At 66.4% G+C, this 14,405-nt stretch carries 14 protein-coding genes; 5 read left to right on the top strand and 9 right to left on the bottom strand.

Going from position 1 to position 14,405, the window contains the following annotated elements:
- Both MRY84_RS12055 and MRY84_RS12060 read right to left on the bottom strand, forming a co-directional pair.
- Positions 1 to 382 (bottom strand): dihydrodipicolinate synthase family protein (locus tag MRY84_RS12055; protein ID WP_291505965.1); only part of this gene is annotated, 382 nt, incomplete at its 3' end.
- A 29-nt stretch (positions 383 to 411) separates the two neighbouring features.
- Positions 412 to 1,383, bottom strand: a complete 972-nt coding sequence (locus MRY84_RS12060) for a tripartite tricarboxylate transporter substrate binding protein (RefSeq protein WP_291505966.1) — start codon at positions 1,381 to 1,383, stop codon at positions 412 to 414.
- Between the two features lie 369 nt (positions 1,384 to 1,752).
- Between MRY84_RS12060 and MRY84_RS12065 the strand changes: the two genes are divergently transcribed.
- Positions 1,753 to 2,856, top strand: coding sequence for a beta-propeller fold lactonase family protein (locus tag MRY84_RS12065; protein ID WP_291505967.1), 1,104 nt, complete (start codon positions 1,753 to 1,755; stop codon positions 2,854 to 2,856).
- A 99-nt stretch (positions 2,857 to 2,955) separates the two neighbouring features.
- Positions 2,956 to 3,954: a tripartite tricarboxylate transporter substrate binding protein gene (locus MRY84_RS12070; RefSeq protein ID WP_291505968.1), complete on the top strand. Its 999-nt coding sequence runs from the start codon at positions 2,956 to 2,958 to the stop codon at positions 3,952 to 3,954.
- Between the two features lie 118 nt (positions 3,955 to 4,072).
- Here MRY84_RS12070 and MRY84_RS12075 read toward each other — a convergent pair whose 3' ends face one another.
- The 3 genes from MRY84_RS12075 to MRY84_RS12085 all read right to left on the bottom strand — a co-directional run bounded on the left by MRY84_RS12075 (position 4,073) and on the right by MRY84_RS12085 (position 6,399).
- Positions 4,073 to 4,339 carry a helix-turn-helix transcriptional regulator gene (locus tag MRY84_RS12075; RefSeq protein ID WP_291505969.1) on the bottom strand — a complete coding sequence of 89 codons (267 nt, stop codon included), beginning with the start codon at positions 4,337 to 4,339 and terminating at the stop codon, positions 4,073 to 4,075.
- Between the two features lie 515 nt (positions 4,340 to 4,854).
- Positions 4,855 to 6,123 carry a hypothetical protein gene (locus MRY84_RS12080; protein WP_291505970.1) on the bottom strand — a complete coding sequence of 423 codons (1,269 nt, stop codon included), beginning with the start codon at positions 6,121 to 6,123 and terminating at the stop codon, positions 4,855 to 4,857.
- Positions 6,124 to 6,237: 114 nt separating this feature from the next.
- Positions 6,238 to 6,399: a hypothetical protein gene (locus MRY84_RS12085; protein ID WP_291505971.1), complete on the bottom strand. Its 162-nt coding sequence runs from the start codon at positions 6,397 to 6,399 to the stop codon at positions 6,238 to 6,240.
- A gap of 21 nt (positions 6,400 to 6,420) precedes the next feature.
- On the opposite strand from MRY84_RS12085, the gene MRY84_RS12090 reads away from it, so the two are divergent.
- The gene (locus MRY84_RS12090; RefSeq protein WP_291505972.1) at positions 6,421 to 6,660 is read left to right on the top strand and encodes a hypothetical protein; all 240 of its coding nucleotides are present in this window, start codon (positions 6,421 to 6,423) and stop codon (positions 6,658 to 6,660) included.
- Between the two features lie 38 nt (positions 6,661 to 6,698).
- Here MRY84_RS12090 and MRY84_RS12095 read toward each other — a convergent pair whose 3' ends face one another.
- From MRY84_RS12095 to MRY84_RS12110, 4 genes are all read right to left on the bottom strand, one after another.
- Positions 6,699 to 7,076 carry a transcriptional repressor gene (locus MRY84_RS12095; protein ID WP_063460338.1) on the bottom strand — a complete coding sequence of 126 codons (378 nt, stop codon included), beginning with the start codon at positions 7,074 to 7,076 and terminating at the stop codon, positions 6,699 to 6,701.
- Between the two features lie 99 nt (positions 7,077 to 7,175).
- Positions 7,176 to 7,505: an EthD family reductase gene (locus MRY84_RS12100; protein ID WP_094291143.1), complete on the bottom strand. Its 330-nt coding sequence runs from the start codon at positions 7,503 to 7,505 to the stop codon at positions 7,176 to 7,178.
- A gap of 101 nt (positions 7,506 to 7,606) precedes the next feature.
- Positions 7,607 to 9,451, bottom strand: coding sequence for an ABC transporter ATP-binding protein (locus MRY84_RS12105; RefSeq protein ID WP_291505973.1), 1,845 nt, complete (start codon positions 9,449 to 9,451; stop codon positions 7,607 to 7,609).
- Positions 9,452 to 9,617: 166 nt separating this feature from the next.
- A complete protein-coding gene (locus tag MRY84_RS12110) occupies positions 9,618 to 10,085 on the bottom strand; it encodes a CopD family protein (protein ID WP_291505974.1) in 468 nt (155 codons plus the stop codon).
- 415 nt (positions 10,086 to 10,500) lie between these two features.
- Between MRY84_RS12110 and MRY84_RS12115 the strand changes: the two genes are divergently transcribed.
- Both MRY84_RS12115 and MRY84_RS12120 read left to right on the top strand, forming a co-directional pair.
- Complete coding sequence (locus MRY84_RS12115; RefSeq protein WP_291505975.1) at positions 10,501 to 13,629, top strand: EAL domain-containing protein; 3,129 nt, start codon at positions 10,501 to 10,503, stop codon at positions 13,627 to 13,629.
- Between the two features lie 352 nt (positions 13,630 to 13,981).
- Positions 13,982 to 14,405: AAA family ATPase (locus tag MRY84_RS12120; protein ID WP_291505976.1), on the top strand; the 424-nt coding region annotated here is incomplete at its 3' end.

Genomic DNA, 14,405 nt, shown 5'->3' on the forward strand with positions numbered 1-14,405 from the left:
CCACATGGGCGATCAGGCCTTCCTGGCCAGCCTCAGTCAGGTAGTGGGGCAGCAGCAGGATGCCGTGGGCGCCCATGCGCTCGGCCTCTTGCGCATGGGCAATGGCCGTGCGGGTGGGGCCACCGGCACCGGCAATGATGGGTACCTTGCCACGGCAGGTATCCACTGCGGTCTGGATGACCTGGCCGTACTCGGGACCCGAGAGCGAGAAATATTCGCCCGTGCCACCGGCGGCAAACAGCGCGCTGGCGCCGTAGGGGGCCAGCCATTCCAGGCGCTCGATATAGGTCTTGGGGCGGAAGTTGCCCTGCTCGTCAAAGTCCGTGATCGGGAACGACAGCAGGCCGGAGCCCATGATGGTTTTGAGTTCTTGGGGGGTCATGTGAGTCCAGGACGGTAAGAAAAAACGGGTCAATCGAGCTTGATATTGGCGGCCTTCACCACGGTGGCCCAGCGGGCGCGCTCCTTGGCGAAGAACTGGTCTTGTTCGGCAGGGGTCATGGTGACCACCTCGGCACCCTGGCCGGCCAGGCGCGAACGGATCTCGGGCGCGCGAATGGCTGTGATCAGCGCCTTGTTGAGCTTCTGCACGACGGTTTCCGGCGTGCCACGCGGAACCAGAATGCCTTGCCATGTGCCCGATTCGAAACCGGGCACGCCCTGCTCGGCAATGGTGGGCACGTCGCCGATCAGCGGCATGCGCGTGGCCTTGGAGACGCCCAGCACCTTGAGCTTGCCGTTTTGCACGTGGGGCAGGGTGGCGAGCATGCCGTTCATCAGGATCTGCGTCTGCCCGGCCACGGTGTCCTGGATGGCAGTGACGCCGCCCTTGTAGGGGATGTATTGCCAGCGCGCACCGGCGGCGCGTTCCAGCGCCACGCCAGCGACATGGGGGGCGCTCCCGGTGGCGGTGACGGCGAAGTTCAGGTCGTTCTTCTTCGAGTACGCCACCAGCTCCTTGAGGTTGCTGACGGGCACCGAAGGATGCACCACCAGCAGGTGGGGCGAGTAGGCCAGCATGGTCACGCCACGCAGATCCTTGGAAGGGTCGAACGACAGCTTGGTATAGACCGAAGGGCTGATGGCCAGCGCGCCCACGTCGCACAGCAGCATGGTGTAGCCGTCCGGCTCGGCCTTGGCCACAAAGTCGGCGCCCAGGTTGCCGTTGGCGCCGGGCTTGTTCTCCACGATGACCGACTGCTTGAGCGCCTCGGACATCGCCTGGCTGATGGAGCGGGCAATGATGTCCGAGCTGCCGCCGGGCGGGTAGGGCACCACGATGCGCAGGGTCTTTGCGGGCCAGTCGGCGCTTTGTGCGGTGGCGGAGGCCGCTGCCAGGGTGGCGATGCAGGCGAGAAGGGCGGCTCTACGGCGCAGGGTCATGGAATGTCTCCTGAGTTAAGTTGTTAGTCATCGTACAACTAAGATTGCAAAATGGCAATAGGAGGAGCGAGGGTTTTGTAGACATCCCGGAATGACATCCGGGTTTTTACCAACTCAAGCCGGCGAATTGTCTCTCGGAAGTTGACAGGCGACCCGCCAAACCTGGCTGACTGAACTTCGGGTAATCCCTGGGTGTTGCCGCGAAAGTTGTGACGACAATGCCTTAACTTGTTGTACGACAACATATAACGTACAGCCGATCTGTGACGCGACACCGCTGGTCCGAGGCCCCACCCCTGGCAAATGCCTCCGATCCCACAACAGACGGTGCGGGCCCTGCTATTGCGCATACCCCTCCAGGAGAAGTTAATGACCGCTACACCCACCACCTACACACGCCCCCGGGTGGCACCACTGGCACTGGCAGCCGTTGCCGCCCTCTGCACGCCTGGCGTCTGGGCGGCAACCTGGGTGTATGTCGCCAACGCGGACAGCCAGGATCTGTCGGTGCTGGAGCTGGACCGCAGCACCGCCACGCTCAAGCAGGTAGACACCGTGCCGCTGGGCGGCACCGCCATGCCGATGGCCGTGAGCCCGGACAGGACGGTGCTGTACGTGGCGCTGCGCTCGCAGCCGTTTCGCGTGGTGAGCCTGGCCATCGACCCGGCCAGCGGCAAGCTGCGCAAGCTGGGCGAGGCCCCGCTGGCCGACAGCATGGCCAACATCGACACCGATGCCACGGGCCGCTGGCTGTTTGCGGCCTCGTACCCCGGCCACAAGATCACGGTCAATAGCATTGGCAAGGATGGGGCGGTGGGCGCGGTGCAGCAACTCATCCCCACGGCGCCCCACGCGCACGCCATCCACGCCGATGCGGCCAACCGCCATGTGTTTGCCACCAGCCTGGGGGGCGACAACCTTTCGGCCTGGCGTTTTGATGCCGAGAGCGGCAGGCTCACCGCCCATGAACCCGCGCTCACGCAGGTTGCTCCCGAAAAATCCGGCCCGCGCCACTTTGTGTGGGATACCGCCCAGCGCACCATGTATGTGCTGAACGAGCTGGATGCCGCCGTACATGTGATGGCGTACGACAAGGAGCGAGGCACGCTGCGCCCGGTGCAGCGCACCACGGCACTGCCCGCAGGCTTTAACGGCAAGCCCTGGGCCGCCGACATTCACCTGTCGCCCGACGGCCGCACGCTGTATGCGTCCGAGCGCACCTCCAGCACGCTGAGCAGCTTTCGCGTCGACGCCGCCACGGGCCGGCTGCAGCCGCTGGGTCAGGTGCCTACCGAGAAATCACCGCGCGGTTTTGCGGTGGATTCGTCAGGCCGATTTCTGATCGCGGCAGGGCAGGTGTCGCACCACGTGGCGCTGCACCCCATCGACCCCGCCACCGGCATCCCCGGCACGCCCACGCGGGTGCCCGTGGGCAAGAACCCCAACTGGGTGGAGATCGTCGATCTACCTTGAGGTCCCTCTTCATGGCGCGCGCCAGCCACGCCGTTTTTTGCGCTCCGCTTCTCTATCGCCTTTCTGATCACCAACCAAAAAACATCCAGGAGACATCCAATGCAACGCAGAACCCTCGTCCACACCGCAGCCCTGGTGGCTGCAGCCGTCAGCACCCTGGCCAGCCTGCCCACCGCAGCGCAGGGCACCTGGCCCACCGGCAAACCTATCACCTACATGGTGCCGTTTGCGGCCGGGGGCACCACAGACACGCTGGCGCGGCTGATCGGCCAGCAGTTGGGCACGGCCCTGGGTACCACGGTGGTGGTGGAGAACAAGGGTGGCGCGGCGGGCAGCATCGGGTCGGAAGCGGCTGCGCGCGCTGCGCCCGATGGCTACACCCTGCTGGGCGGCACCGTCAGCTCACATGCCATCAACGTGAGCCTGTACCCCAGGCTCGGCTACGACCCCATCAAATCCTTCAATCCCGTCACGCTGATCGGCACCAACCCCGTCGTGCTGGTGGTGGCGGCCAGCAGCCCCTACAAAACCCTCAAAGACGTGCTGGCGGCCGCCAAAGGCAAGCAGGGCGGCCTGTCGTCCGCCTCGGCCGGCACGGGCAGCTCGCAGCACCTGGCTGTGGAACTGCTGGCCTACAAGTCGGGCGTGAAGTTCACCCATGTGCCCTACAAGGGCAGCGGCCCCGCCATTCAGGACGTGATTGGCGGACAGGTGGACATGATGTTTGACACCACCGTGGTCGCCGCGCCGCACATCCAGAGCGGCAAGCTGCGCGCGATTGCCGTTACCTCTCCCCAGCGGCTGGCGTCCCTGCCCGACGTCCCCACCGTGGCCGAGTCCGGCGTGGCAGAACTCAAAGACTTTCAGGTGCAGTCGTGGCAAGCCATCTTTGTACCGGCAAGCACGCCCACGCCGGTGGTCACGCGCCTGCACGACGAGATCCGCAAGATCCTGGCCCAGCCCGACATGCAAACCCGCCTCAAAGGCTTTGGCATGGAGCCCGCCGACATGACCGTGGCCCAGATTGCCGCGTTCCAGAAGGCTGAGGTGGAGAAGTGGGCCCAGGTGATCAAGGCGGCGAACATCAAGGTGGATTGACGAAGGGGTGGCACCCCGGGGGGACACTGGCCCAGGACGCGCCAGTCTCTCAGGCAGGCCTCGGACGGTGCGCGGCGGGGCGACTAATCGGGGGAAGCCGTCTCCTTGCCGTCTGCCGCTACTGGGCCATGTGCCTGTCCGGCCGCTGGTTGCGTTCCAAGTGGAACTCGGGGTGCTGCCCCGTGAGTAAGAGGAACATCGCAAACACCGGCCCCTGCATGTTTCGCTCGTCGCTCATGCTCTCCAGCGCCTGCCAGGTGCGCGACTGCACACCGCCCCGGCTGCCGGTCTGCAGCGGGTAGCCCATCAGCTCGGCAGCTTGCGCTTGGCTCAGTCCGGCTGCGGTGCGAGCGGCCTTGAGCTGCTCGCCAGTGGGCACGGGCATGGGGAGGGAAATGGCAGGAAGTAGTGGTTGGGACATGCGATTGCTACAAAAATAAGAGCTGCTTGCGCTTGATGGACGGGCGCCATGGGCCATTTTTACTCAAAAAAGAGAGCAAGTGTCCGGGTGTGGTGCTGGCACATCGCTGCACAAACAGAGAAGTGGCGCGAAGCGGGCTGGCGGGGGCGCCCGCGGATTGGCCCTGACCCACCACCAGACCCGAGGCGCACGCGCAGCACGAGCGTGCAGAGGCCGACCCCAGGTGCCGATGAACCCCAAGTTCGCGGTCTGGGGTCAGGCCGCCGAGCAGCGCTCTCCCGAATTCTGGGACATCTACCTCGGTGGACCTGAAATGACCGGCTCCGCCTGGGGCCCAGGCATCAACACCCGCGCTTCGCGATGGGCCCCTCCGTTCTTTGACTGGTCTCCCCCTGGCGCACGCCGCCGTTCCGTGGCTGGGCATGGCGTCGTGCTTGGGGCTGTTGTTCCAGGCCTTTCGCGAACGTTAGGCGCCTTTCCTAGCGCGCGATTCCCAGCCAGGCGAGGTAGGTGGGTCGGAAGTCCAGCACAGTGCGGCGCGCCACTTCAAGGGTGGTGGTGTTGATGGCCACCAGCTGGCGCGCGCCGGGGTCGGAGAGGTAGACCTCATCGCGCGCCTCGTTGGCCGCAAAGGCCGGGAACGGCGCCGCCGTGGGCATGGCCGGGATGGCGCCGGTAATGGTCTTCTTCACCACCCAGCCTGCGCCCCCCCGCTCCAGCGCATGCAGGGCGCCGGTGTCGTCCAGCACAAAGAAGGTGCGCCCCGCGCGGTCAAACCCGTGCGCGCGGCGCAGTCGGCCGTCGGCCCAGCCGGGGATGGCCACTGGGGTGGCTGTGCCCGCCGCCGTGTCAATGTCGTAGAAGCGGGTGGTGGAGGGTGTGCCCGCATTGCCGATGCCGATGAACCGCGCCCCCAGCTTCGAGTGGCCCGCAATGGTGCCCACGCCCGTGGGGGTGGCGATCTTGGTGGCGGTGGCTGGGCCCATGGCCTGCGGCGACACAGCCAACACGCCATCGGCGCAGCCGCTCACGGTGGTGCCGCCGCTGGTAAAGCTGCCGTGCATGCTGGGGCACTGCGCATCCAGGCGCCGCACCAGCGTGTACTGCGCGCCCTGGCGGCTGTAGATCTCCGCCTGGGTGGGGCCGGTGGCATCGGGCGCCCGGTAGGTGGCCACCAGGAAGTTGCCGTTGGGTTCGGCAAAACCATGCATGGGCTGCGCAAAGCTGATGCTTGCGCCCACGCGGCCCGCGCCCAGATCGGCATCCTGGAAGACGGTGGCCGAGGCCACGGCCGATGGTGCACGGCCGTCCATGAAGATGCTGGCCTGGCCCGCACGGTCGTCGTAGTGGGTGGGCTGCGGGCCGGTGATGCGGAAGCTCAGCAGCTTGGGTGTGACCTTGTAGTCGTGCAGGTGGTCGCCATGGTCTTCCTGCCAGATGCCCGCATCGGCGATCTGCACCGTGTCCTGCGGCCGCTGGAAGGCCAGCGCATAGCGCCGACCGGGGCTGGCATACACGGCAGACGGCGGGTTGGCCAGAGGGATGTTGGCCACCACGGCGCTGCTGTCCAGGTCAAAGATGCGCAGTGCGGTGGCCGCGTCTTCGGCCATGGCCAGGCGGCCTGCGGTGTCGATGCGTGTGTCCTGGTGGGGACCATCACTGCTGCTGCCGCTGCTACCACCGCCGCACGCGGTCAAGGCCAGAACGAGGGACAGCGCCAGGCCGCCCTGAAGGGTTGAATGTTTCATGGTTCTTTCTCACTGAATAGGTCGATGCGGCCCGATAGGGGTGTAGGGGCGCATTGGCGCAGGGGTGCATGCGTGCTTGCGCATGCCCGCTGCGCAGGTGGGTTACCGAGGGGTTCAGTGAGACAAGGGCGGTCCGCGCGCGTCAAACAGCGTGGCCCAGCGCGCCACAAACGCGCCTTCCAGGCGCCGCAGCCGTTGCATGCACGGGGGCACTGCGGGCGGGGGCACAGGCACGGCTATGGCGGCGCCCGGCTGCTGGCCCAGGGCGTCGAACAAGCGGCAGTCTTCAGCGTCTTCGTGCTGGGAGAAGAGGGTTTCCAACGCTCCCGGCGCGACCTGTGCATTGCCAGCGGCATGCCCAGGGTGGGCGTGGTGGGGCGCTTCAGTGTGGGCCCCAACAGCCTGTGCGGCCTGCGCGCCAACATTCGCGTGGACCGGGCCATGGGCAATGCCGTGCACCAGCCCAAGTGTCTGCGCAAACAAGATGCACAAGGCGCACCACGCGCACACCAGCGCGGGCGCCCGCCACTGGGGTAGCCCTGCCCGTGGGCGGAGCAATGCGACGGCCCTCGCGCTCATGCTGCCTGCGCGCAATCCGCACACAGGCCGTAGAGCGTCAATTCATGGCGTTGCACCTGGAATCCCTGTGGCGCCAGCCCCTTCAAGTCGCCCGGGCAGGCATGCACATCAAAAACACGCGCGCACTGCGTGCACTGGAAGTGGTGGTGGTGCGACTGGCCTGCGGGCTCGTAGCGTGGGCTCTCGCCGGGCAGTTGCACCACTTCGATGGCGCCATCCTCCAGCAGCGCCTTGAGGTTGCGGTAGACCGTGGCCAGGCCCAACCCCTCCACCGACACCTGGGCGGTTTCCAGGATCTCCTGGGGCGACAGCGGGCGCTGCGCGCCAGCGACCACGGCATAGATCGCTGTGCGTTGCCGGGTGAATCGTTCCATGGAGGTTTGCTGTGGGATGGTGTTTAATGAGAATAAATTATCAACTAAATCCGGGTGGCTGCGACCACCCGGTTCTGTATTTCCGCAAAAAGGGCGGCGTTAAGCGCCCGGCACTTCGTGCGGCAGCATTTGCGCGAAGTAAGACTCCGGCTGGATGTTGGTGTAGTTGGGGATGTCAGCCGCCAGTTCGGCCATCGTCTGCTTGGCTGCTGTCTGGGCCTGTTTCAGGTCGCTGAAGAAGGCATTGGTCAGCGCCACCACCTGGCCTGGGCGCGGCTCGCCGGGGTACAGCACACGGTCGCTCTCCAGACGCACCAGCCCGAGCGGTTGCAGCGCCGCACGGGCAATGCGCATGTGCTCGCTGTGGTAGTAGTCGTGGTTGAAGGTGGCGCCTTCGCGCCAGCGGTATACGGCAGTGACTTTGATCATGGGTGGGTTTCCATCCGGTCGTTGAAAGCCTCGACCGTAAGGACACCGCACCTGCTGCACAGCCGCCTGGGCGACAGGCTGTCACCCAGGTGGCTCAGGGCTCAGTCTTCGGCCGACTCGCCCAGGAACCCGCCGCTCTGGTGGCCCCACAGCCGCGCATACACGCCGCCCTGGGCCAGCAGCTGGGTGTGCGTGCCTTCTTCGATGATGCGGCCCCCGTCCATCACGATGAGGCGGTCCATGGCGGCGATGGTGGAGAGGCGGTGGGCAATCGCAATCACCGTCTTGCCCTGCATCAGGCCGTCCAGGCTTTGCTGGATCGCGGCCTCCACCTCTGAATCCAGCGCGCTGGTCGCCTCGTCCAGCAACAGGATGGGTGCGTCCTTGAGCATCACGCGCGCAATCGCCACGCGCTGGCGCTGGCCGCCCGAGAGCTTGACGCCGCGTTCGCCCACATGTGCCTCGTAACCCTGGCGGCCTTGCGGGTCGGTCAGCGTGGCGATGAAGCCCGCCGCCTCGGCGCGCTCGGCTGCCTGCTGGAGCTCGGCTTCGCTCGCGTCGGGGCGGCCATACAGGATGTTCTCGCGCATGGAGCGGTGCAGCAGCGAGGTGTCCTGCGTGACCATGCCGATGTTGCGCCGCAGGCTGTCCTGGGTGACGTGCGCGATGTCCTGTCCATCGATGAGGATTCGGCCGGACTGCACGTCGTGGAACCGCAGCAGCAGGTTGACCAGGGTCGATTTGCCCGCGCCCGAGCGGCCGATGAGGCCGATCTTCTCGCCGGGGCGGATGATCAGGTCGAGCCGGTCGATGACCGGCCGGGCGTCGGGGCCGTTGCCGTAGGCGAAGCTTGTACCCTCAAACCGCACTTCACCCTGGGTCACGACCAGCGGCTTGGCGTCGGGCGCATCGACCACGGTGCGCGGCTTGGTCAGCGTGTTGATGCCGTCCTGGATGGTGCCCACGCTCTCGAACAGCGTGGTCATCTCCCACATCACCCAGTGGGCATGCCCGGACACGCGCAGCGTCATCGCGATGACGGCGGCCACCGCGCCCGCGCCCACCTCGCCCTGCGACCACAGCCACAGCGCTGTGCCGCAGGCACCCAGGATCATCGCCACGACCAGCGCCTGGTTCACGATCTCGAACAAGCTCACCAGCCGCATTTGCGCGTAGCCCGTGAGCTTGAAGGCGTCCATGGCAGCGCGCGCGAATTCCGACTCGCGGCGGGTGTGCGAGAACAGTTTCACGGTAGCGATGTTGGTGTAGGCATCGGTAATGCGCCCGGTCATCACCGAGCGCGCATCGGCCTGCGCCTTGCCCACCTTGCCCAGGCGCGGCACAAAGTACCAGCAGGCCAGGCCATAGGCCACCATCCAGACGGCGAACGGCACGATCAACCGCGCGTCGAAGCCCGCCAGCAGCACCAGGATGGTGGCCAGGTAGATCCCCATGCCGATCACCACGTCGGTGGTCGTGAAGATCATGTCGCGCACGGCCAGGGCCGTCTGCATGATCTTGGTGGTGATGCGGCCGGCAAACTCGTCGGCGTAAAACGCCATGCTCTGGCCCAGCATCAGGCGATGGAAGTTCCAGCGCAGGCGCAGGGGAAAGTTGATGGCCAGCACCTGGTGCTTGAGGCTGGTCTGCCAGGCCACCAGCACCAACGTACCCAGCAGCAGCGCGATGATGGCCAGGATGGAGCCTTTGCGCTCCACCCACAGCGCGTGGGGCGCGACACCGGAGAGCCAGTCAATCACGCGGCCGAGCACCGCGAAGAGCAGGGCCTCGGCCACGGCAATGGCCGCGGACAGGGCCGCCATCGCGATCACATAGCCGCGCAGGCCCAGCGTGCAGTCCCACACGAAGGCCATGAAATCCTTCGGTGGCAAGTGGGGTTCGGCGCCGGGGTAGGGGGGAAGGCGGCTTTCGAAAAAACGGAACAAAGCAAAAACTCCCGGGATGGAGGCAAACGATGGAGTGCATCAGCGGCCATATCAAGAGGAAACCGCAGGGTATGGCCTGGTGGGGACGCGCGGTTCGCGCGCGAGGTGCGGCGCCATGGCTGTGGCTGCGCGGGACGACAGCCCGAAGGCGCCCAGGGGTTCTTGGCTACAACAGCAGCGTGACCACCACGATCACCACGCCCAGCGCCAGGTTGACGCCCACCCAGCTGCGGATGCTACCCAGGGCCTTGCCGCCTGCGGGCCAGTCCGAAGCCTCCACCGCGCGGCGCAGGCGCTTGAACAATGCAAAGCGGATGTGCCCGAAGATCGCCATCATGGCCAAGCCCAGCGTGGCCATGATGGTCCAGTCCAGGGGCATGGCAAAGCTCCCGCCGGCCTGCACCGTCTGTTTGGCCACGCGCCCGATCATCCACAAACCGCTGCCCAGCACGACCACGACGGCCACTCCCACCGCGGCAAAGAACCGCTGCAGCACATCGTGCATCAGGCGCACGCGCTGTGGTGGCTCCAGCGCCTGGGCGGCGGGGCGCAGAAAGAAATGGGCAAACACCATGCCTCCGATCCACACGATGATGGACAGGACATGGACGAGCTGAAGTGCGTTGTAGAGCATGGAGGTGCGAGGTTGTCGAAAGAGGGAGGCGGCGCAGCGGCGATTTTGCGGTCCTGCGCGTTGCAGAGCATTGCGCCCCCGCGTTGCCCCTGTCGTGCATGGGTGAGTTGGCGTACGCAAGCGTCGCGGCGTTGGGGGGGCAGCAAACCGCTGGGCTTCCAGATTGACCGCTGCCATTCAATGGTGGGTGGTGACGCAATGGTTATGAAAAATGCTCATCATTTCATAGCTAAAACCGCTCGGTAATGTTGCGCGGGCGTTACTTTTTCCACATTTCAAGCTGCGTAACAGGATGTTGACTCTGGCACGCGCGATTTACAGCTATCCTGCGCTCTCCCGATGAACGGCCCCACCGTGGCCGGCTGCAAGGCTTTCTCTGACTCCCCTGAGCACGACTCCTCCCACGGCAGACCTGTTGCGCCAGGGCCGCTACCGACACTGGCTGTCGGGGCTGGCCGTGGCGGTGCTGGGCCTCGCGCTCAGCCTGTTCCTGGGGTGGAACCAGGCAGAGTCGATTGCCCAGATTGAAAAGGCCCGTTTCACCCAGGAAACCAGCGCATTCTCCGAAGCGCTGATCCAGCGTATCGCCGGGCATACCGAGGTCGTCAACGGCCTGCGAGGCCTGTTCACGGCCAACCCGCATTTGTCCCGCCTGGACTTCGAGCGCGCCGCCAGCGAGCTGGAGGTGGGCCAGCGCTATCCCGGCGTGCGCAACCTGTCGTTCACCCGCTGGGTGCCGGGCGCGGAGCGTGCTGCCTACGAGGCCCGCGTGCGCGGAGACACCTCGCTGTCTCCCGAGGGGTTGCCGGACTTCCATATCCATCCGCCCGGCGATCGGGCCGAGTATTTCGTGGCCGAGTACCTCTGGCCCCTGGTGGGCAACGAGGGCGTGCTGGGCCTGGACATCAGCGCGCAACCGGCGAACCTGGCGGCCATGCACTACAGCCGGGACAGTGGGCAGACAGTGGTGTCGGGACCGTTCGATCTGCTGCAGGAGCAGACCCACCGGGCCGGCATCGTCATCCGCGTGCCCGTGTTCGACCCCACGGCGGGCACGCCCGAGCAGCGCTTCCTGGGTGCCGTGGCGTGCACCGTTCGCGTGTACGACCTGGTCAGGGGCCTGGACAACCAGGGGCTCCTGAACGGGATTGCCGTGGCCATGATCGATAAAGGCCCCGTGCGCATGGACGCTGGCGGGGCCACCACCGCGAGCTTGCTGCTCGAACTGACCGGCCCCGCCTTGCGCGGCGCACAGCCCTTGGTGCGCGACGTGACCGTGCACGACCGCCGCTGGCAGCTGACGTTCTACCCCACTCGGTCCTTCCTCACACGCTCCGAAACCCGCCTGCCATGGCTTGCCGGGTTGGCCGGGGCGCTGGTTTCCCTGCTGCTGGCCACCACCGTCGGGCTGCTGGTGCGCGAACGCACGCTGGCGCTGGTGCGCGCCCAGGTCTCTGAAGAAGCGCGGCGCGAGAGCGACGAACGCTTCCGCGCACTGTTCAACCAGGCCACGGTGGGCGTGGCGCAGCTGAACACCGACACCGGCGTGTTCGTGCGGGTGAACCAGCGGTTTGCCGACATCCTGGGATATAGCGCCCCGGAAATGCTGGGCCTGTCCATTCAGACGCTGGTCCACCCGGATGACCTGCCGGAAGACCTGGCCCAGCTCGAACGGCTCAAGTCGGGCGAAGTGCCCGAGTACCGGCTGGAGCAGCGCTACCTGCACAAGGACGGCCACGAGGTCTGGTGCGACCTTACCGTGTCGCCGCTGTGGGTGCCGGGGGCGGCGCCGGGCCACCACATTGCGGTGGTGCAGGACATCACCTCGCGCAAGCGCATGGAGGAAACCCTGCGCACCAACGAGCACCGCCTGCGCGGAATCCTGGAGCGCCTCCCCATGGGCCTGGCCCTGGTGGAGCCCAGCGGCCGCATCGCGTTTCGCAACCAGCGTTTTGTCGAAATCTGCGGCTACACCGAAGCCGAAGTGCCCGACGTGGACACATGGTGGCAACGCGCGTTCCCCAACGTGCAAGACCGCTTGCCCACCCGCCAGGGGTGGCAGGATGCGCTGGAGCGGGCGCGTGCGGGCGACGGCGTGGTACCCGGCGCCGAGTACCTCATCCGCTGCCACGACGGGCAGTTGCGGCCCGTCGAGGTGTCGGGCGTGCAGGTCGCGGGCGGGCACCTTGTCACCATGCAGGACCTGAGCCAGCGCAAGGCGGCTGAGGAAGAAATCAACAACCTGGCCTATTACGACCCGCTCACCCGCCTGCCCAACCGCCGCCTGCTCATGGATCGCCTGCAGCAGGCGCTCGCCACCAGCGAACGGCACCAGACCAGCGGCGCCCTGCTGCTGCTGGATCTGGACAACTTCAAGACGCTGAACGAAACCCGTGGTCACGACAGCGGAGACAACCTGCTGCAGCAGGTGGCCCACCGGCTGCGCAGCTGCGTGCACGAGGACGACACCATCGCGCGCCAGGGGGGAGACGAGTTCGTGGTGGTGCTGGAATCCCTGGGGGACAACCCCGAGGAGGCGGCAGCCCGCAGCGAAGAGGTGGGCCAGCGCATCCTGTCCGTGCTGCGCGAGCCCTATGCCCTGGAAGGTGGCGAGCATCACAGCTCCATCAGCATGGGCATCACCATCTTCAGCGGCATGCGCGAGACGGTGGACGAGCTGCTCAAGCGCGCGGACCTGGCGCTGTACCAAGCCAAGGACACCGGGCGCGACACCTTGCGCTTTTACGATCCCAAGATGCAGGCGGTCGTGTCGGCCCGTGCCGCCCTGGAACTGGACATGCGCGTCGGCCTGGCGCAGGGCCAGTTCGAGCTGTACTACCAGCCGCAGATCGACCGGGGCCGCATCACCGGTGCCGAGGCGCTTCTGCGCTGGCGCCACCCGCGCGACGGCTTCGTCTCGCCTGCGCATTTCATCCCGCTGGCCGAGGAAACCGGGCTCATCCTGCCCATGGGCGAGTGGGTGCTGCAGACGGCCTGTGTGCAGCTGGCCCGATGGGCGCAGGACCCCGAGCTTTCGCCGCTCAAGCTCGCTGTCAATGTCAGCCCCCGCCAGTTTCATCAAAGCAGCTTCGTGGCGCAGGTCCTGGCGGCACTGGCCAGTTCGGGCGTGGAAGGCTCGCAGCTCAAGCTGGAGATGACCGAGAGCCTGCTGCTGCAGGATGTGGAAGACACCATCGACAAGATGGGCCAGCTGCGGGCCTACGGCGTGGGGTTCTCCCTGGACGACTTTGGGACCGGCTACTCCTCGCTGGCCTACCTCAAGCGCCTGCCGCTGGACCAGCTCAAGATCGACCAGAGTTTCGTGCGCGACGTGCTCACCGACCCCAACGACGCCGCAATCGCGCGGACGGTGGTGGCGCTGGGCACGAGCCTGGGCCTGCGCGTGATTGCCGAAGGGGTGGAAACCGAGGCGCAGCGCGAATTCCTGGCCCGCCACCATTGCTATGCCTGGCAGGGCTACCTGTTCAGCCCGCCGGTGCCGGTGGCGGAATTCGAAGCGCTGGTGCACAAGACGAATCGGTAGCCCCCCTGAGGCGCTGCGCGCCATCCCCCCAAGGGGGCGCCCCCCGACAGCCTGACGGAGCCAGTTCCACGGGCGCACTGGCTGGGGGGCACCCGTATTTGTGCGCGCCGCCGTTTTGAATGCTGCAAAAACAATAGCTGCTTGCGCTTGATGGGAAAGCGCTGGCGGCTGTTTTTATGTCCAATTTCGGCGCCTTGAAGCCGGGGTTCTCCGCGCAAACCATTTGCAGCAGGTGAGGGCGGGGTGGCGCGGTATCATTCCGCCCTTGCCGCAGCCGCGGTTTCCCGTGGGGGACGGCCGTCCGGCGCCATTCTTTCCCGTCTGTCCCGTCTCTTTGCCAGCCTTCTGACCCGTGCGTCTCACCTCCATCAAGCTATCCGGCTTCAAGTCGTTCGCTGAGCCCACCAATTTCATGCTGCCCGGCCAACTGGTGGGTGTGGTGGGGCCCAACGGCTGCGGCAAGTCCAACATCATGGATGCGGTGCGCTGGGTGCTGGGCGAGAGCAAGGCCAGCGAGCTGCGCGGCGAGTCCATGCAGGACGTGATCTTCAGCGGCACGACCACCCGCAAGCAGGCCAGCCGCGCCAGCGTGGAACTGGTGTTCGACAACTCGGACCACCGCGCGGGCGGCCAGTGGGGCCAGTACGGCGAAGTGGCGGTGCGCCGCGTCCTCACGCGCGACGGCACCAGCAGCTACTACCTGAACAACCAGCCCGTGCGCCGCCGGGACGTGCAGGACGTGTTCCTGGGCACGGGCCTGGGGCCGCGCGCCTACG

It is taken from the genome of Acidovorax sp. (assembly GCF_022763525.1).
Classification (GTDB): domain Bacteria; phylum Pseudomonadota; class Gammaproteobacteria; order Burkholderiales; family Burkholderiaceae_C; genus Acidovorax.